The following is a 20,040-nucleotide window of genomic DNA, read 5'->3' on the forward strand; positions in this document are numbered from 1 at the left end:
TTGAACGGGTTAATAAGCCATGATATGCTCTAATAAAATCAGCGAGGAGACTGCTCATGAATACATTAACGATAGCTGAATTAGTAGATCGGGAGAATCACGCATGGGAAGAACTCAAGGAACTCCTGGACAGCGGGCAAAATACATATGTGTATGTTCCAGCAAAGCAGGAAGCTGGAGAGGATACTCTCTATCGTCTGCAAATAAGCACCAAATCCTATTTGGGGGCTGTTGCTTATGAGACAGAAGGTATTGTACTGGACCATGGCTGGATCACGCTGCTTGGTGCGGGTGGTGACAGTACATCTGGGAGTCTCACCAGTTGGAATGGTGTGAGTGAGCAACCTTGGGTAGATGTACTGGAAGGTATGATGGTCGTTGCATATGATGCGGCAGGTGGTTTCTTCGGACTGGATACAGGCAAGTATGGCCGCACGGGACACATTTATTATTTTGCACCGGATACACTCGAATGGGAATCGACAGAACTGGCATATTCAGGTTTCATCAACTGGCTGGCGAATGGTGATCTGGAGCAGTTCTATCAGACCTTTCGCTGGAAAGGCTGGCAGGAAGATATGTCTCAACTACAGACAGGGCAAGTATTCGCGTATTATCCACCACTTTGGACGCAGGAAGGTGACGGCGAGAGCAGCAGTAAAGCCCCAATTAGCATAATGGAGGCCTGGAAGTTCGCACTGGACGGAAAATAGTTGGCATGCTGCTGTAGGAGGAAATAAGAAAAGTAACCTGTAAGTTCAAGTTCATTGAGTGATCCACTTTGAAAAAACGGCATTTCTGTTCCAAACTAAAAAAAAGGCTCGCGCTTGGTGCGGGCCTTTTTGGTTCTGAACTTTAAACATCAATTGTCCAATGTAACAGGTTTAATGCTTGAGCGTGAAGCTCTGCTATGCCAGACGGTCAACCCGAGTGAAACAACGCAGACGAGCAACAGACAAGCATACACCACATGATAAGCTTCCTCGACCGAGACTCCCGGAATGCTGTGTAGCAGCAGCCCACACACGGCTACAGACACCGAACCACCGAAGAACTGAATCAGTTGTAACATGCCCATACCGGAACCTATTTGCGCTTTGGGCAGCACTCGTGACGCTTCATTATTCAGTGAAGCCATGGAGGCTGACAGTGCCGGTGAGAAAAAGAGATAACCACTGGTAATGATCAGTGCGGATTGATCCAGTCCGAGCATGAATAGGGCAAGTACCGCTGCGAGCAGGATGTGTCCGATGATCATAAATCGCATATTGCCATAACGGTCGATCCAGCGTCCGACGAAGCGGGTGCAAAATGCTGCAACAATAGCTCCGGGAGCAATCAGCAAACCAATGGCGAGCGAAGAGCGTCCATATAGATCAGCAAGCACAAGTGGCATCAAAAACAGATTGCCCAGATTTACCACCAGCACGCAGAATCCGATAAGGATTAACCGGGTGTATCCTGGCGTTCGGAATACTTGTGGATTCACAAACGGAAGACTTGCTTTCCGAATATACAAGAGGTGTGCAACAAGTGAAATAACGCCAATGGCAAACCATAACCAGGACTGCTGGGTGATCGCGACCAGAAGTGTAGTGGCATTAATGACGGTTAATATGGCACCAATAACATCGAACGGCTGATCTGTTTTGACGGATTCACGGGGGAGAAAATAGAGCAATACAGGCAGGGCGAGCAGGACAAGCACCGTTATGGCAAAAAGTCCGTTCCAGCCCCAGTACTCGCTAATGAGTCCGCCGACAATGGGGCCAAGTCCAAAAGCCATGGCGCTACCTGATGAGATGAGAGCGATGGCAGCTCCGCGCCGTTCCACCGGGATGTAACGACTTGCAATGACGAGACCCAGCCCGGCCATAACTCCTGCACCCGCAGATTGCAGTATGCGTGTCAGCAACAGGATCGCGAAGTTATGCGCGAACAATCCGAGCAACGAAGATAACCCCAGAATAAGAAGCCCGACCGTTAGCAGTTTGCGTACCGGAATACGGTCTGACAATCGGCTGTAAATTACCGTCGACAGGGCGTAACCAATGGAATAACTTGAGATGACCCAAGACCCCAGGTCCGAGGTAATCTGCAGATCATGAATAATGACTGGCAAAGAAACATTGAACATGGTGGTGTTCATCACAACGATGAACAAACAGCATGTCCAGAGTGGCATGACAATTTTATCTTTCACGGTACCATTCCTGTCTTATCTATGAATGTGAATTCGGATGGAGCTTTGATGAAAATGTGATGAAAAGCAATATATCATTTTACGCTCTATTTTATTATATGGCAATAATGTCATACTGTATATTGCGCAGTATAAGTAAAATTAAGTGATGTAGAGTCGGAATTTATAGACTAGTTCCCTGAAATTGGGTAAGATGATGGTTGGATTACATAATCATGTTTTGAAGAGATTTTGAAGGAGACTACAGTATGACTCACTTATTATTAATGTCCCACAGCGTATTTCCGACTCTGGATATGAAGCGAACCGCGCAGTTTTATGAAGAAAAGATGGGCTTTCGGGTGGTCGAATATCTTGATGCCGCGGAACCTCATATCTGCCTGTATCGTGATCTTACCGAGATTATTTTAACCCAAAGCAATGGTCAGAAAGTCATTCCCAACAGAAAATTATATGGGTATGGATATGATGCATATTTTATTACCAAGAACCAGGAAGAGCTTCAACAGGAATTGATCAACGCCGATGTGAACATCGTACGTACCCTCAATCATACAGACTATAATAACAAGGAGTTTGTGATCGAGGATGTTGATGGACGATGGATCGCTTTTGGCATCAAACAGGGATAATTAGATACAGTTAGAAAGCGGACTTATTAATTTCTAATGATGTTCAAATTAATAGCGTAGTATGTGAGGGAGTTATCTACATGGTAGAAGGAATTTTGTTATTGTTTGCCCAGATCGGCTTAATTATTGGAGTGGCTCTGATAGCATCTGGATTAACAAATGGTTCAAAAGGAAAAGAAAAGTTCAACTGGTCGGCGACCATTCCCTCGGTATCCTGGGGATTATGTATCCTTATCTTGTCCATCTGTTGGTTGGTATATAGACACCAACTTAATGCTTAACCATTTTGCGAGGATGCCTTAGAAAACATCAGTATGCATGAGAAGTGTACTCTTTGTATGTGTGAAAAAATGTAAACAAACAGGCGCTCCGATAACGGGCGCCTGTTTGTGCATGTTATAACTGCAGATCTTAAGCCGCAGTAACTTGTTTGCCGCGATTGCGAATCCACTTGATGACATCCATCAGAATGACGGCAGCAAGAGCAAGTCCGCCTGCAATCAGGAACTCATTCCAACCGAATGTATCCGGGATGGCGAAGACACTGCGAACACCTGGAATCAGTGTGATTGCATAGAGACAGAGACATACCAGAATGGAGCCAAGCACGAATTTATTGGTCATGAAGCCCACCTGGAAGATGGTTTGTGTATTGGAACGTGCTGCAAAAGTTTGCAGGCTGCGTGCCAGAATCAAGGTTGTGAAGGCCATAGCCACACTGATTTCCTCCGAGATGCCAAGTCCGATATATTGGGACACAATAACAGCCGCACCAATCAGGACACCACGTGTAATTACAGCTTGCAGGGTTCCGCCTGCGAAGATCCCCTCGTTAATATCACGCGGTTTGCGTCGCATGACATCCGGCTCGGGTTTCTCTGTACCCAAAGCAATGGCAGGCAGGGAGTCGTTCACCAGATTGATGAACAGCAGCTGTAGGGCCGTAAATGGATTAACCCAGCCGACGATCAAGGCAAACAAAATGGCGATAATGGCACCGAGGTTACCGGCGAACAGGTATGCGATGGCTTTTTTGATATTATCAAATACCATCCGCCCAACACTGACCGCATTCACGATGGAGACAAAGTTATCATCCGTCAGAATCATGGCAGCCGCATCCTTGGCGACATCTGTTCCGCTACCCATCGCTACACCGATGTCGGCTTGTTTCAGCGCAGGCGCGTCGTTAACCCCATCTCCGGTCATGGCTGCAACTTTGCCTTTACGCTGCCATGCACGCACGATTCGGATTTTGTTCTCAGGTGATACTCTGGCGTATACCGAGATATGTTCAAGTTGTTGATCCAGTTCTTCATCGGACATTTTGTCCAGTTCGGCTCCGGTAATGGCGAGATCATCCGGTTCGGCAAGACCAATATCCACACCGATGGCCTGAGCCGTCGTTTTGTGATCTCCGGTGATCATGATGGTGCGAATGCCCGCTTTTTTGGACTCTTCAATAGAGCCGTATACCGCTTCACGCGGTGGGTCAATCATTGCTGTCAGGCCAACCAGTGTCAGATCATGCTCGTCATCAATGGTGACCTGGTTTTTGTCATCGAATTTTTTGTACGCATAGGCCAGTACACGGAAGGCACGTTTGGAGAAGGCCTCATTTTTCTCTTCAAACTGTGTGCGAATCTCGGGTGTGAGGGGCTGAACTTCACCGTTGATAAACACATGGCTACAGCGACTGAACAGCACATCCGGTCCACCTTTGGTCAGCAAAGCCGTCTGTCCCTCGAAGGTATGCACCGTACTCATGAGCTTTCGATCCGAGTCAAAAGGAAGCTCAGCTTCACGCGGGAACTGGTCACGGATTTCATTGTAGTCCTTGTTCACCCGGTTGCTGAAGGCAATGAGGGCCACTTCGGTTGGATCACCCAGTTCCTTGCCTTCCTGGTTAATATTCGAATCATTGCAGAGCACCGCAATATGTAACAAACGTCGTTCCTCTTCCGACCACTGATCGGGATCATCGGGGAATTCGTCTTTGGTGCCATGGGGAATGTAATAATCGACGACAGTCATCTTATTCTGAGTTAGTGTTCCTGTTTTATCTGTACAGATGATACTGGCAGAACCGAGCGCCTCCACGGCAGGCAGTCTGCGAATGATCGCATGTTGTTTGGCCATCTTATTTGTTCCGAGTGACAATACGATAGTCACAATGGAGGAGAGCGCCTCAGGAATGGCAGCAACCGCAACTGCTACGGCAAACATCAGTGCATTTACGATGGATGGTCCGATATTCTCCGTACCTTCGGTCAACCATACACGACCGGCTTCAATGCCAAAGATGAGAATCGACAAGCCGAGGATGAAAAAGCCCAGTTTTTTGCTGAAAGATTCCAACTTGCGCTGTAATGGCGTGTTCTTGGCTTCGGCATTTTCAATCAGTTCGGCAATTTTGCCGATTTCGGTTTTGAGAGCCGTACCTGTAATGACAAGCATGCCCCGTCCATATACGACGAGTGAGCCACTGAAGGCCATATTGCGACGATCTCCGATTGGAGCTTCATCCGGGATGGTATCAGCGTGTTTCTCCGCAGCTTCGGATTCTCCGGTCAGCATGCCTTCGTTGATTTTCAAACTTCCTGATTCCAGGATACGCCCGTCTGCCGGGACATAATCACCTGCATCCAGCATAACAATATCACCGGGAACAAGTTCCCTCGCTGGAATGGTCTTTTTCTGCCCGTCACGAATGACCTTGGCTTCAGGAGCAGACATTTGTTTCAGCGCGTCGAGCGAGCTCTCGGCTTTTTTGGTCTGAACTACGCTGATTACCGCGTTGAGTAAAATAACCAGGAATATGATCAACGATTCAATCAGGTGTCCAAGGACAACCTGTACCGCGGCTGCAATTAGCAGCACAATGACCATCGGATCTTTAAAATTTTCGAGGAACAGTTTCCAGACTGGTGTTGCATCTTTCCCTTTTAACTCGTTATATCCTTCCGTTTCAAGTCTCTTGGCAGCTTCGGATGTCGTGAGTCCCTTGGAGGAACTCTGTACATCCTGAAGGGTTTCCTCCGCACTGTGTCTGTAATGTTGCAATTGACCAGCTCCTTGAATATTAGATTTCTCTGTGTATTACCCTTACGGGCAAAATCTAGAATCGTTTCATTTCCGTATTTTTTTAAGATTATGGATTTATACGTTTTTAGCTGTACACAGTATTTTTCATAATGATCCGAGATATGCCTTTTTTCGAATGTTATTATTTCCAGTCAGTTTGGATGATAGTCTGGAGAACCATATATAGATATTGGATCAGAAACTGTGTGCACCATCACACTAGCTCATATCAGGGTCTGTTACGCTATTACATAGCGAACCGCGTTTAATCTAAGTTTGGAGGGGAACCCATATGTTTTGTTATCAGTGCGAACAGACGCCGAGTGGCGGGTGCACCGTGGTAGGGGTATGCGGTAAAAACGAAACAATCGCAAGTTTGCAGGATACGATGATTTTTGCGTTAAAAGGCATCGCTGCTTATGCGACACATGCACGCCAGTTGGGATATTCTGATCCTGAGGTGGATCGGATTACACATGAGGCATTATATATGACATTAACGAACTCGAATTTTAATGTACAGGAACATCTGGAGATGGCGATGAAGGTAGGTAATGCAGCAATCCGTATTATGGACGTGCTGGATCGTGCACACACGGACCGCTTTGGTGTACCGCAACCAATTACGGTTAGCCAGAACCAGATCGAAGGACAGTGCATCGTGGTGACGGGACATAATCTGTATGCATTGGAGGAGTTGCTTCGTCAAACTGAAGGGAAAGGAATAAACATCTATACCCACTCGGAAATGTTGCCTGCGCACGGTTATCCGGCGCTGAAGAAATATGCCCATCTCAAGGGCAATATTGGCAAAGCCTGGTATGATCAAAGAAGACTCTTCGAACAATTCCCGGGTGCAATTCTTGCAACGACCAACTGTGTCATGCCGATCAAAGGCACGTATGCAGACCGCTTTTTCTCGTACGAAGTGGCGGGTCTGGAGGGGGTTGCTAAGATTATGGATGATGACTTCTCACCTCTGATTGAACGTGCTTTGTCACTACCTGCGGCTAATGTACAATCGGAGCAAGTCTTAACGACAGGATACCATCATGAGACCGTGATTGGGCTTGCGCCCGAGATTATTCAAGCGGTGAAAGACGGCCATATCCGTCGTTTCTTCGTTATCGCAGGCTGTGATGCACCAGGCAAAGGCGGTAACTATTATCGTGAACTCGCGACATCCTTGCCGAATGATACTGTAATTCTGACAACCTCCTGTGGCAAGTTCCGCTTCAACGATGTGGATTATGGTACGGTTGGAGATACGGGCATACCGCGTTATATCGACCTGGGTCAATGCAATAATTCCGGTTCTACGGTGAAAATTGCCATGGCTTTGGCGGATGCTTTTGGCTGTACCGTGAACGAGTTGCCTGTCAGCATTGTCCTGTCCTGGTTTGAGCAAAAAGCAGTTGCGATCCTGCTCGGCCTGTTCAGCCTTGGCATTCAGGACATTCGAATTGGACCAAAACCGCCTGAGTTCATATCGGAAGGTGTCTTGGATGTACTCGTGGATATGTTTGGTCTGAAGTTAATTACAACAGCAGAAGAAGATATGAACGCGATGTTGGCACTGTCATAGGATGTATATTTACGTGCAACGCCATCTGATGACTGTGAATGTCGGTTGTGAGTATGAAGAGTATGACTCATAAGTAAAGATGGATAAGAGCCTACATAAGAGTAGGCTTTTTTGCTTTTTCGACCTTCATAGGTCAATGTACCTTGTATAAATAAACATGAAATGTCAGGGAAATTAGTTTTTTTATCCTATTGAAGTTTTTTCATGGAAATGTGTATATAGATAGAGGCAGATTAGATCATAACACATCACAAAACACGGGTTTACCGTAATATGAGGAGATCGTACATAATGCATGACACACAGATTGAAGATTGGTTGAAACTCGCAGGTGGCAAGGAGAACATCAAGCTCGTAGAACACGATCAGGACACAACGACACTGGTACTGAAGGACAGTACACAATTGAACATGTCGGCACTTGCCTCCGCAGATGTTATAGCAAATATTCGGGTAACAGGTGAGCAGTGTCATCTGGCAATAAGAGATGAATCTTCTCTGATCTACAGTACGTTACTGGGTATGGATGCTTGGGATTCAACAGAGACAGCGTTGCAGGAAGCGGGACACACGAAGAAGAACAGTTTCTCGATCTTACATTTTGTATCCGATGTGTTCAGGCCCTTGATGCCAGCCATTCTCGGAGCTGCTGTTATTAAAATTATAGTTGCCATTATTGCGTTAATGGATACGTACAGTTCTGCGGACTCTTCAACATTGATGGACAGCCAGACCTTTACGATCTTCAGAATCATTGGAGACAGTGTATTTTATGTACTGCCCGTATTGGTAGCAATTAGCACTGCGTATCGGTTGAAGAGCAACATCTATGTTGCTGCATCGATTGGCGGACTCATGTTTTATCCAGAGATGACTATGCTGATGTCGGGGGAAAAAGAGGTGCATTTCCTGGGTTTGCCACTGGTGTCCCAGCCTGCTTTTTACTCTACGGCCATCTGGGTCATTTTAACGATTTGTGCAGCGGCCTACCTGGAGAGAGTTGTTGAACGATGGAGTCCAAAATTCTCCAAAGGGATGGTTGCCCCATTCCTGACGTTACTGATTCTTGTTCCGCTAGTATTGATGATACTTGGTCCAGTTGGCACCTGGGTTGATGAATATCTGCCGGAGGCATTGGATTCACTAGTGGCTAATGCTCCAGTGGTATCAGTCATGTTACTGGGAGCAGTCTTCTCGCTGATGTTAATTACGGGATTACACTACTGGCTGATTGCCATCATCATTAATGATATGGTCATGAATGGTGGTTCTGTGGTGATTGCTGCCATGTTAGTGGCGATTGTTGGACAAGCTGGGGCCGCGCTTGCAAACGGAATCCGCTCGAAAGAGCCAACATCCAGAAGACTGGCTTTCTGGGCTACTGGAACAGCACTCCTGGGAGTCGTAGAGCCTGCATTGTATGCGGTCAACATGAGAAAAAGATCCTCTTTCTATGCGGCATTGCTGGGTGGAGCAGCGGGTGGGCTGTATTTTGGATTGTTATCTGTCAAGGCATTTGCTATGGTGGGGAATCCAAGCTTGCTCAGCCTCCCGCTCTTCATCGAAGAGGGTAGCCTGAATCTGTTACACACATGCATTGGTGTGGTTATTGCTTTCGGCGTCTCTGGTGGACTGACGTATTGGATGGCAGGAAAAGGACAGAAATCGGGACAGGGGTCACCGAAAACTAGCATTGAGTAATACGTAAAACGTAGTATCACAGAAATAACATTAAAGAAGAAAGAGCTTGTACCTAATGGTGCGGGCTTTTTTGTTGTGTTTTTCTGATTAATGTAAGTATGAGATGATAATCGCTGTCCACCATTTTATTCAAGCCATAGCTTGTTGGTTATGGAGTTGTCATGTATTTTGATATAGTGAAACCTATAAATCTGGATTACTAATCCCTTTGAAAGGATAACCTATGTCTGACAACATGGAATGGATTGCTCAATGGAAGTCAACGAATACACTAAGCAACGCTTGGATAACAAAAGGCGAGCTGCATCACTTTTTCAGTCACACTTTGATATTTATCATTGATGGAAAAGCGATCTGGAATATAAATGGACACCGAGTTCACGTCTCCTATGGAGAATTAATTGCGCTTGAAGAGAATTCCGTAATGGAGGTCATTGAAGGTGGCAACCTGGATCTGGCAGGCTGGCATGTTCAGTTCGATACATATTCGGTGCTGCATGATCGACGGGAAGCTGAGAAGTTCGAATGGCATTTACCGTCAGGAGAGGCGTATCAGAAAGTGCAACTGTCCGGTGGAGGTCTGGCAAGTATCATTCAGCATTGGAGTGAAGTGCATACACAGGATCAGAGTGCAGAAAGGGTTGGCAATCAGCATTTGTTATATGAGTTGTTAAGTAATCTATATCGGAAACAGCCGGATAACGAGTTGAAGCCAGAACACGGTATACTTCGCTCTATTGACTATATGCAGCAGCATTATGATCAGGTCATTACACGTACACAGTTAGCTCAGATCGCTGGTATTAGTCCATGGCATTATTCACGCAAATTTAGCGAGCGATATGGTAAGCCACCTCTGGATTATCTGGCCCACTACCGGATCTATCGCGCACAGGAGGAACTGTTATTAACCGCTGCAACCTCTCAGGATATTGCCAAAAAGACTGGATTTGAAGATGCTCATTATTTTAGCCGACGATTCAAACAGTTGACTGGCGTATCACCAAAGATATATAGGCAGACGATGACGCAACGCAAGATCGTATCACTTTCTCCAATCTGTGCAGAAATTATGATTCATCTGGGTGTCATTCCCCATGCCGTAGTGGTAACTCCGATCCTGGTGTCTCCACATCACCGTGAACAATTTACAGCTCATGGAGTGAAGATGCTGGAGGTGACACAGTATGAGGTGGAGATAGAACTTGTTCGACAAGTTCAACCGGAGATGTTGATTGGAAACGTATTGACGGAAGAGGTCAAAAGGGAGCTGCGCACAATTGCACCGATTCTTACCTTACTTCATCAAGATGTAGAACCAATGCTCGATCAATTAGCAGCCTGGTTTCTTAAAGAAGATGAGGCTTATAGACTGCATCAGCAGATGAAACATGAAGTCAGCGTAGCTAAGCGACAGTTGCAACCCATCATCCAATCCGCGTCCACAGTCATGTTGCTGAGGGTAGAAGCGTTTGGTTATCGATATCTGGGTGGGCATTCACACGGGGGATCACACTTGTTATATGAACAGCTTGGATTAACACTGCCGCACGCACTCGATTCAGGTACAGCCTGGTTTAATCCTTGTTCGCTTGACCTGCTGACGCAAGCCAATCCCGATTATCTGTTTGTGGAGAAGCGGATCATGCAGCACTTCAGTGCTGAAGAGAATATGAGGAAACTATGGGAGAGCCCGCAATGGAATGACCTGAAGGCTGTGAAAAATAATCGGGTATTTTACGTAGATACTCACCTGTGGGTAGACGGCCACGGAATTACGGGACACACTCTGATTCTCAATCAGATCGTTCGCCATCTTACGGAACCTTTTCATGAGAGAGCACAATAATCCAACTGAATACGCACGATATACTATGGAAGCAATACTTCTTATTTGATACTATTTGATAATAATTATCATTATCAATATACATAAGGGGCGAAGTATATCATGTCACGAAGATTTAAAGGGTTGGGCATCATGCTGTTGGTGATTAGTGTAATGCTGGCGGCATGTTCCGGTGGAACCAAGGAAGAGAATGCTGCAGCTGGAACAGCAGGTGCTCCAACTGAAGGAGTAGCGAGTACTGCAAAAGAAACAGCGACTGAAAGTGGGACTAAGGTGGTGAAGGATCAGTTTGGAGAAGTAACGATTCCAACTCATCCTCAAAACCTGGTTGTGTTTGATTCGATCTATGCCGAGTATCTGATTGAAATGGGTGTTACACCCCAAATCGTTTTGTTAACTCCGGAGGTTGAAGCGGAATACCGCCCTGATTATTTGAAAGAACATGGAGTCCAAATCATTGAAGTCGAGCAATATCAATATAATTATGAGCAGTTGCTTGCGTTGTCACCGGATATGATCCTTGCAGCTGGCGAAGGTATGGAACAGGGTGTATATGATGAATTGTCCAAAATCGCTCCTACTGTGGCACTGGATGCCAACAGTGAAATGAAACGTGCTATGCCAAAGCTGGCTGCCATATTTGACAAGACCGAAGAATCTGCCAAAGTATTGGCTGAATTTGATGAGAAAGCCTCACAAGCGAAAGAGAAAATTGCGGCAGCCCTGGGAGACAAGACCGTATTGGTTCTCCGGGTTGAGCACAATCGTTACCGTTTCATGGGTCCCAAAGGAGGAAGCAGCAGTGTTTTCTTCTATGATATCCTGGGTCTGAATAGTCCTGAAGCGATCAAAGACTCTACAGATTGGTTTAGCCAGTTCTCACTGGAATTTTTGCCTGAGATGAATCCGGATTATATTTTCCTGGAAGACAGAACCCTCGTAGGTTATGACACGAAGAAATCCATGGAAGATCTGAAAGCAAGCCAAGTGTGGTCGAATCTGGAGGCTGTGAAAAATGATCATGTCTTCCCGTTGAAGACAAGCCAATTCGTATCGGGTGTGGGTCCGATTGGATCTGTAAAATTGATGGACTATGTTGTTGAAAAGTTGGTGCCTTAAATGACAACGGAGACACAATTGGATATCTACGATATTACTATTATTGGTGGTGGGCCAGCTGGCATGTATGCCTCCTTTTATAGTGGCATGAGAGCCATGCGTACCAAGATCATCGAAGCAAAGCAGGAACTGGGTGGATTCATGCGTACGTACCCGGAGAAGCTGATCTGGGATGTGGGCGGGATTGATCCGATTCGCTGTGAGAAGCTGATTGAATCGCTGGAGAGACAGGCGAGAACGTTCGATCCAACGATTGTGTTTGGGCAGGAAATTGCTGAGCTTGAACGACGTGAGGATGGTGTATTTATACTTATTTCCAAAACAGGGGAGCGTCATTACACACGTACCATCCTGTTATGTGCGGGCAGAGGCATGACTCAGGTGCAAAAGCTGGATATCGAAGGTGCCAATCGGTATGAGCTGACCAATCTGCACTATACGATAACCGATCTGTCCCGATTTGCTGGAAAGCGTGTTCTGATCTCGGGCGGCGGCGATTCCGCAGTCGACTGGGCGAATGAAATGGGCAAAATAGCAAGTGAAGTCACGGTAGCACACAGACGTCATGAATTTACCGGACACGAGTCGCCAGTTGCTCAGATGAAAGCTCAAGCGAACGTCATGACGCCATTTAGCATCTCACGTTTATACGGTACCGGTGACAAAATAGATCGTGTCGAGCTAGCCCATGTAGAAACCGGTGAGATCACACATGTTGAAGTGGATGAAGTTGTAGTAAGCCATGGGTATGATCGTGATTTTGGTAACCTCGTGCAATGGGGACTGGCGCGTGAAGACTACGGTGTGTCCGTTGATCAGCGCATGCGAACCAACATTCCAGGCATATTTGGAGCAGGTGATTTCATCACTTATGGAAGCAAAGTCAGGCTGATTGCAGGTGCTTTTAACGATGCGGTGCTCGCAGTCAACAGTGCCAAGACGTATCTGGAACCTGCTGCTTCCGACATGGCGGGTGTATCCTCTCACAATGCCCGGTTCTATGAGAAAAACAAAGCTCTCTCCAATACGTAAATAGGTTTGCACGGATGGAAGGCAATCTGAAGAAGCCCGAACAACGTCGAGATTTCCTCGAAATTGCGTCGGGCTTTTTTAAATTGAATGATGAAGTAAGGAAATGAAATACAAGTTGAAGAAGTGATATAATCATAACAAAGAAATAGGAAAGATCACTATGGGAGGTAGCAGATGAAAAAAATAAACAAATTTATATCTTCTCCTCTTGAGTTTGAGGTCTTGGAGCATGACCAGGTGATAGCAAAAGTGAAATTGGATTATAGTAATCAAACGGTTGATGTATGGCAAGATAAAAGTGTATCTCCTGTTTTTCTCCCTTTTCCAAGCAAGTCCAAGGTAACCATTGGAGATGTACTGGATTACTTTGAATCCAGATGCTTCCCTCGCACCAGACACCATGCCGATAAAGTTTTGCAATCATTGGGTCTGAATGATTATGTAGCTTCGGAGATCGTAAAACAAACACATGGTGTGTTATATGATGATTATGTCTGGATTCGATTTTCTAATGAGGAGTTGTCTTGTGCTGATGTCCATCCCCGTTTTGCAGGTGAGCAAGGATTCTCGTAAGACTTTTGTCAGTAGTAGCAAGATATTGAGATATGAACACTCATTTTGTAACTAGATATTTATAGTATTTCGGCTTATGCTCATTGACGACAGCGACGTATTCAAACCAAATAAAACAGCGCCACCTGAATCATTCTGGTGACGCTGTTTGTGTAATCTTTTTTTGAGCTGGATAAAAAGTCTTAAATCCCAGACTGCCGATCTTGGCGAATGGATAGACGATTTTCTAAGGAACTCAGGACATCTTAATGGGCCTTCGGAACCTCTTTTCAAATTCTAAGGAACACCAGACACGTTATTAATGAAAACTCCCTAGTAAAAACACTGAAAACGGCCTTTTAATCTGATATAGAGTGTCTCAGGTTCCTTAGATTTCTGTATGCGCTTCAAACCCTTGAATAAGACGCCTCAGATTCGTTAGTGCTTGCTTCATACTTTGATCCAACCGGCGGCGAGCCTAGAGGACGATCCTGAATCCTGCCCTGAATCCCATCTGAAGCGTAGCTTTTCATAGTAAGGGAGAAAAGCTGCTTTTACGACGTCTCAATCGCTTGCTCGCACTTGAAGGGCACGTTCTCATACATTCAGGATTCAGTGTGTTTGCCTTCTACGGACACGTTCAGGTTTGCTGGCTTTCATTATTTCATTAGATTTAAACTTGCGCTAATTCAGCTCAGTCTGTCCACTTGCGAGTCGATCTGCGATCTCTTCGGCTTGTAGAATGGAGGTATAGGGATCAGCGGTGAAATATTTATGGATATCCAGTTTGTAGATATGGTCGTTCTGCACCGCGGGCAGATTGTCCCAGACGTTAGGCAACAGGGAGTGATCTTTCGTACCTTCTGTAACCATCATCAGCAGGTAATCACCTACATACTCTCCAAAAACCTCCGCGCTAGCTTCCAGATTTTCTTTGCCTTGGTCCAGAAGATCTGATTTTACCTTGGGTGCCGGAGTTAGTCCAAGCAGTTCATAGGCTGCTCTTCCACCACGATTGGCGCTGTTGCCGATAATGGCTGGGTTCTTCAAAAAGTTAAAATCGGCAACGGTGAAGGTGGCACCGTCCGGAATCACACCTTTAATTTTGGCCTGAGCAGCTGCAATCCGTTGTTTAAACGATTCGTTCCAAGTTATGGCTTCTGCTTTGCGGTTCAGAATCTCGCCCATGGCTGTCACTTCGGCTTCCATGGAATCATACTGATCGGGTACGAATACGACAGTCGGAGCGATTTTGGAATAGGTCTGAAATTTCTCCTGGTCCCATGTGATAATCAGGTCCGGTTCCAGCTCTACCATTTTCTCAAGTGAAACCTCACTGTGGTTACCCAAATCCGCGCTATCCACAAGTTTGTCACGCAGGAACACTCCATAATCCAGCAGGCTGCTCGGCACACCAACTGGTGTTACGCCGACAGCCAGAACATGTCCTATATTCCAGTCAACGACAACCCGCTCCGGGTTAAGGGGGACTGTAACGTCTCCCATCATCGTGGAGAGTGTTCTTGTTTGGGGTGCGGTGTTTCCTGTTTCTGTCGCCCCAGGTTCCACCGTCTCTTTCTGGGTACAACCACTAATGAATACGGCCATGATCAGCAAAACAGGCAGGGCGATACGATACCAAGCTTTCTTAAACAACATGACGAACCCTCTTTCTAATTGATAATGATTTTCATTTAATATAACTCTAGAGGCAATCTGACGATTGCACAATAACCAATTCGGAGGCGGAAGCATAACCATTTCAGAACAGATGTACAGGTTGAATTGAGAATGATTATCATATATGATGAGGCGAAGCTTTGGATGTAGTAACGAGGAAACACAAAGAAAGGTCCATGACGATGAACATAGAAGAATACGGGGCATTATGGGAGCATTTAACGATCCGATTACTGGATATTCGAATCATTACCGTTAACATCAGTGAAGATCCTAATACGTGGACGCTTCCCTCGAATGCTTTTTTATTAATTACGAATGGCAAGGGAAAGATTTGGCTCGGTCAGGCAATGCATCACATCAAAGGGATATATATTCTGCACGCCTCCAAAGGAACGCGCCTGGATTGTCTGGCTAAGAAGCCGATGGAAATACATGTGTTGTCGTATTCGTCAACAGAGTCAGAGAAGCCAAAGACTGAAAGATCCCAAACATATACTGGGGTGGAGTCTTTGCAAGTAAGTTTTGGTTTTGAACCAGCGTATCCATTGCCATTAATTGAAATCATGCAGTTGATATACAGACAGTGGAATGAACTACAGTCAGCAGGCCGAATTCAAACCAAGGGGTTGTTCTACCAATGGCTCGCCGAGATGCTGAAACAAATGCAGGAGCAGAGGAAGAACCGTACGAAGCTGGATCGGGTAGATCAGGCAGTGCATTATCTGAGCCGTCACTACGGAGAATCACTCAAGATAGAACAGGTAGCTGAAATGCTGAATTGTAGTCCAAGGTATCTCAACCAATTGTTTCAGCTTCATTTGAACACGAGTCCGAGTCGTGTATTGTCTCAGATCCGGATGGAACAGGCGATGAAACTACTGGTGAGCACAAAAGGGACCTTACAGGAAATCGCGGAGAGAGTAGGCTATGAGAACGGCTATACGCTAAGTCGTTATTTCAAGAAACATTATGGTGTTTCTCCGGAGTTTTACAGAAAACGTCTAGAGAGCAGTATTCCAGATATAGCCCCGAATACATTCCAACCAAACACCCTTCTGAAAAGTCACTATCCGGAATGGAGCGAACGAGCGGTACCCATACTTGAACTTGATCAGACCCAGCCAAAACAGAAGATTATAGATCTACAAGGAGTTCAAGTGAGGAAACCCCCAGCGCCCGCGGTACCAAGAGCCAGAACTCGAATACTTGCCACAAGCATGGGCGAGATTACGATACCGACCAAGCCTAGCCGTGTTGTCGTGGACTGGAATTTGGGAGAAGTGCTGGCATTGGGAGTGACGCCTCTTGGAGCGCCACATTCACTCATTGAAAGCAACCAAATGCTGGAGCCTTATATCTATGACCAAATACAGGATATCGGCAATCATAATTTTATCTCGCTCGAAAAAGTGCTTGAACTGGAGCCCGATTTGATCATCACCTGGAATCCTGCTGCCTACGCTTCCTATGCCAGAATTGCACCTACGGTGGTCTATGGAAGGACTGGTTACGGCTCTGTCGCGGAGGAGATTCGAGAGATGGGACGTATTCTGAATCGCCAGACAGAAGCCGAGACATGGATTAAGGAGTACGGGCGGAGAGTACATACTTTGCAGCAAACGATCACGGGCAAGATCTCCGCAGAGAAGACATTTACCGTCATTGATCCGAACTGGGGAGAACATATTACCCTTGTGGGAAATACGGGAACTCGTGGAGGTAAGGCAGCCTACGGGTTACTGAACTTGAAGCCAGCAGGCAAGGTTCGCCAGGAACTATTGGAGCCGGGCCTGGAATACCTGGATATTGCGCGGAGTGCGGTAGGTGGGTATCTGGAGGACTACCTGTTGGTGTTGGATAATGGTCCAAGACATGAGCTTGATCAAACTTTAGGCAAACCATGGCAGAAGTCCATCGAGACAGATCACTGCCGGATAATTAGCCTTGACTGGAATAGATATTTCCTCTCCGACCCGTTGTCTGCGGTGCTGCAAGCCGAGGAAATGGCAGAACGGATTATCGCACGTTGAGATGGAATACAGTATGAGAGTGAAAACAACAGATGGGTTTAGATATGTGGATTAACTTTGACATAACAGACATTAGGAGGTTCAGACTATCGGTTATCCCACAAAAGGCTGTTTATTTGCTGATTGAAAGAGCTTTCATTTCATCCGTATACTAAAGGTGTTAACAGGTTGGGTGTCATAATGAGGCATTCATCGTAATAGGAAAGGATGATATGAAATGGGCAGATTAACTGGAAAAGTTGCAATTATAACCGGTGCCGCAAGTGGAATGGGATTGGCAGGTATTCAATTATTTGCAAAAGAAGGAGCCACGGTAGTGGCTACCGATGTGGCAGTCGAGGTTTTGGAGGAACAGGTTAAACAGATCGTAGCCGATGGCGGGGAAGCTATCGCGTTAAAGCTGGATGTGTCCAGCCCAGATTCCTGGAACACTGTTGTGGAAGAAACCGTATCGAAATACGGCAAAATAGATATTCTGGTCAACAATGCCGGAATTCATATGGCCAAAGGCATTTTGGAAGCTGAGCTAGAGGATTGGGACAAGGTTATGTCTATTAATGGAACAGGTGTATGGCTCGGCATGAAAGCAGTCATTCCTTATATGCAGAAGAATGGACAAGGTTCCATCGTTAATACCTCTTCCATTGCAGCAATCATTGGTGGAATCGCGGATGCTCAGGGCGCGGCTTATAGTGCTTCCAAGGGATCTGTACGTTCATTGACAAAACACGGTGCACAATGGTTCGCCAAAGATAATATCCGTGTGAACTCCGTACACCCGGGTGCTGTGTTTACGGGTATGGTGGAGAAAGCAGGCATCAAATCCCAGGTGGAGATGGGGGAGAATTACAAAAATCTTGCTCCACTGCCTCCACATGCTGGTGAATCTATGGATATTGCTTACGCCTACCTGTTTTTGGCATCTGATGAATCCAAATTCATTACAGGTGTTGAGTTGCCTGTAGATGGTGGCTGGATCAGCAACTAATTAAAATAAATGTTTCGACATGATAAAGAGGTACTGTATCTCAAGCTTCAGGGGAGACAGTACCTCTTTTTAAGAGCAGATCCCACTACAGAGTCATGGCATAACTTTATCTTGATGGACTCGTTGCAGAATGGAGATTAGACCGATAAATCTCTTCGGAACGGTTCATGCGTGTGAATTCCAACAGTTGTTCAGCCATATAGGAGGCGCTGTATTTGAAGTTGCTTTTCACCCAACTCGTAACTAAACCAAGAACGGCATTAGCCTGATAACAGGCGAGAAGTTCTTTATCCAACCGTGGATCAGGCGACAGATCGGTCACATCCTCCAGATACAAGTTCTTAAGTGTTATATAGAGTGTATCCCTAAAATCCAGTAGCACGTTTGAATGAACCAATAATGTATAGAAGGAGGCATGAGCCAATACATGGTCGAAAATTTGAATTGCTGAGGCGTTAAGGTCCTTAATATCGAAATCTCGGAAATGCTGATAGGGTGCTCGATAGGCTGATTTTAGATCGTCAATCACGTCATTTAACAATTCATCAAACAGGTCTTCTTTGTATACATAATGCTTATAAAATGTGCTGCGGTTCAAATCAGCAGATTTGACAATATCGGTGATGGTTATACTGGCCAATGGCTTACGGGACATCCATTCCAGAAGGGCTGTCTTCAGAGCCAGTTTGGATTTGTGTACTCTTCGATCGGTGTCAGATACAGATGGAGACTTAAACATATACACAACCTCCCTTACTTATCAATGATACAGTGCACAGGCAGCAGATTACTCTTACTACAATACAAAAATGTGAATATATGGTGACTTTGGTGTCGTAAACTGTCCGTATCACTGTGTTCTACCTTATAATAAACCAAAACGGACGAGGAGATGGACTCCAGATGAAGAAACAAATATGGATCATTGCAAGTATTGCGGTTGTAATTGTAATCGGAACCTATCTGTTTGCAAGCAATACGGGCAAGGATGAGGCAGGCACAGCCAGTGCGCCCAACATCCGAAAATTGGTGGAAGATATCAGCACAGGAAAAGAGACACCGGAATCTGCCTCCATTAATGCCAAACAGTTAATCGTCACCGATCAAGATAAAAAGACCACTACATACGATTTGCCTGAAAATGAATTTTTCCTTTCGATTGCGCCCTATGTGGATCAGACCCATCCCTGTGCAATTCATAGCTTGACCGGTTGTCAGGGGGAAATGAGCAATAAGGAATTCAGCGTTACCATTCACGATTCTCAAGGCAACACTTTTATGAAAGATGAAGTGATGAAGTCTGGTGCGAACGGGTTTATGGATTTTTGGGTGCCTAGAGACAGAACCTATCTGATTCGTATTGTTGGAGATGGAAAGGTTGCAGAAACGCAATTGTCTACATACGAAAATGATAATACATGCATCACTACGATGCAGTTGAGTTAATGCAAACAGTATAAGGGAAGGATGGCTTTTGAGCTATTCCTTTCCTTTTTTATTTCATAAAAGAATGGGAATAAGGTACTTTCCATTGACAAAAATCCATTCCTACGGCATAATCCAATAGTGATAATGATAATTG

16 protein-coding genes are annotated in these 20,040 nt (G+C 45.6%); 12 read left to right on the top strand and 4 right to left on the bottom strand.

Translation table 11 applies throughout. From position 1 onward, the window contains the following. Window positions 1–56 precede the first annotated feature (56 nt). Window positions 57–713 carry a DUF2625 domain-containing protein gene (locus MKX68_RS19465; protein ID WP_017687085.1) on the top strand — a complete coding sequence of 219 codons (657 nt, stop codon included), beginning with the start codon at window positions 57–59 and terminating at the stop codon, window positions 711–713. Window positions 714–862: 149 nt separating this feature from the next. On the opposite strand, the gene MKX68_RS19470 is transcribed toward MKX68_RS19465, so the two are convergent. Further along, on the bottom strand, window positions 863–2,203 hold the full coding sequence (locus tag MKX68_RS19470) for an MFS transporter (protein ID WP_340913787.1): 1,341 nt from the start codon (window positions 2,201–2,203) through the stop codon (window positions 863–865). A gap of 248 nt (window positions 2,204–2,451) precedes the next feature. On the opposite strand from MKX68_RS19470, the gene MKX68_RS19475 reads away from it, so the two are divergent. Together MKX68_RS19475 and MKX68_RS19480 are read left to right on the top strand one after the other, a co-directional pair. Then, a complete protein-coding gene (locus MKX68_RS19475) occupies window positions 2,452–2,835 on the top strand; it encodes a VOC family protein (protein WP_340913788.1) in 384 nt (127 codons plus the stop codon). An 80-nt stretch (window positions 2,836–2,915) separates the two neighbouring features. Continuing rightward, window positions 2,916–3,116: a hypothetical protein gene (locus MKX68_RS19480; protein WP_074096009.1), complete on the top strand. Its 201-nt coding sequence runs from the start codon at window positions 2,916–2,918 to the stop codon at window positions 3,114–3,116. 130 nt (window positions 3,117–3,246) lie between these two features. Here the strand turns inward: MKX68_RS19480 and MKX68_RS19485 are convergent, their stop codons facing one another. After that, window positions 3,247–5,898 (bottom strand): cation-translocating P-type ATPase, encoded by a 2,652-nt coding sequence (locus tag MKX68_RS19485; RefSeq protein ID WP_338588119.1) that lies wholly within the window; start codon window positions 5,896–5,898, stop codon window positions 3,247–3,249. A gap of 313 nt (window positions 5,899–6,211) precedes the next feature. On the opposite strand from MKX68_RS19485, the gene hcp reads away from it, so the two are divergent. The 6 genes from hcp to MKX68_RS19515 all read left to right on the top strand — a co-directional run bounded on the left by hcp (window position 6,212) and on the right by MKX68_RS19515 (window position 13,778). Then, on the top strand, window positions 6,212–7,504 hold the full coding sequence (gene hcp, locus MKX68_RS19490) for a hydroxylamine reductase (RefSeq protein ID WP_036617450.1): 1,293 nt from the start codon (window positions 6,212–6,214) through the stop codon (window positions 7,502–7,504). A 291-nt stretch (window positions 7,505–7,795) separates the two neighbouring features. Continuing rightward, a complete protein-coding gene (locus tag MKX68_RS19495) occupies window positions 7,796–9,205 on the top strand; it encodes a PTS transporter subunit EIIC (RefSeq protein WP_340913792.1) in 1,410 nt (469 codons plus the stop codon). Between the two features lie 223 nt (window positions 9,206–9,428). Then, the gene (locus MKX68_RS19500; protein ID WP_340913794.1) at window positions 9,429–11,054 is read left to right on the top strand and encodes a helix-turn-helix domain-containing protein; all 1,626 of its coding nucleotides are present in this window, start codon (window positions 9,429–9,431) and stop codon (window positions 11,052–11,054) included. A gap of 102 nt (window positions 11,055–11,156) precedes the next feature. Beyond that, the gene (locus MKX68_RS19505) at window positions 11,157–12,173 is read left to right on the top strand and encodes an ABC transporter substrate-binding protein (protein WP_340913796.1); all 1,017 of its coding nucleotides are present in this window, start codon (window positions 11,157–11,159) and stop codon (window positions 12,171–12,173) included. Beyond that, complete coding sequence (locus MKX68_RS19510; RefSeq protein WP_340913798.1) at window positions 12,174–13,205, top strand: NAD(P)/FAD-dependent oxidoreductase; 1,032 nt, start codon at window positions 12,174–12,176, stop codon at window positions 13,203–13,205. A 174-nt stretch (window positions 13,206–13,379) separates the two neighbouring features. Beyond that, entirely contained in the window at window positions 13,380–13,778 is a 399-nt protein-coding gene (locus MKX68_RS19515; protein ID WP_340913800.1) for a hypothetical protein, read from the top strand. A gap of 663 nt (window positions 13,779–14,441) precedes the next feature. Here MKX68_RS19515 and MKX68_RS19520 read toward each other — a convergent pair. Then, on the bottom strand, window positions 14,442–15,416 hold the full coding sequence (locus MKX68_RS19520) for an ABC transporter substrate-binding protein (protein WP_338588114.1): 975 nt from the start codon (window positions 15,414–15,416) through the stop codon (window positions 14,442–14,444). Between the two features lie 203 nt (window positions 15,417–15,619). Between MKX68_RS19520 and MKX68_RS19525 the strand changes: the two genes are divergently transcribed. Both MKX68_RS19525 and MKX68_RS19530 read left to right on the top strand, forming a co-directional pair. Next, window positions 15,620–17,470: an AraC family transcriptional regulator gene (locus tag MKX68_RS19525; protein WP_340913801.1), complete on the top strand. Its 1,851-nt coding sequence runs from the start codon at window positions 15,620–15,622 to the stop codon at window positions 17,468–17,470. A 217-nt stretch (window positions 17,471–17,687) separates the two neighbouring features. Next, entirely contained in the window at window positions 17,688–18,458 is a 771-nt protein-coding gene (locus tag MKX68_RS19530) for an SDR family NAD(P)-dependent oxidoreductase (protein ID WP_340913802.1), read from the top strand. A gap of 106 nt (window positions 18,459–18,564) precedes the next feature. On the opposite strand, the gene MKX68_RS19535 is transcribed toward MKX68_RS19530, so the two are convergent. After that, entirely contained in the window at window positions 18,565–19,197 is a 633-nt protein-coding gene (locus tag MKX68_RS19535) for a TetR/AcrR family transcriptional regulator (protein WP_340913803.1), read from the bottom strand. Between the two features lie 164 nt (window positions 19,198–19,361). On the opposite strand from MKX68_RS19535, the gene MKX68_RS19540 reads away from it, so the two are divergent. Continuing rightward, window positions 19,362–19,904 (top strand): CueP family metal-binding protein, encoded by a 543-nt coding sequence (locus MKX68_RS19540; RefSeq protein WP_338588109.1) that lies wholly within the window; start codon window positions 19,362–19,364, stop codon window positions 19,902–19,904. The last annotated feature ends 136 nt before the right edge of the window (window positions 19,905–20,040 follow it).

This window comes from Paenibacillus sp. FSL M8-0212 (assembly GCF_038004645.1).
In the GTDB taxonomy this organism is placed as follows: Bacteria; Bacillota; Bacilli; order Paenibacillales; family Paenibacillaceae; genus Paenibacillus.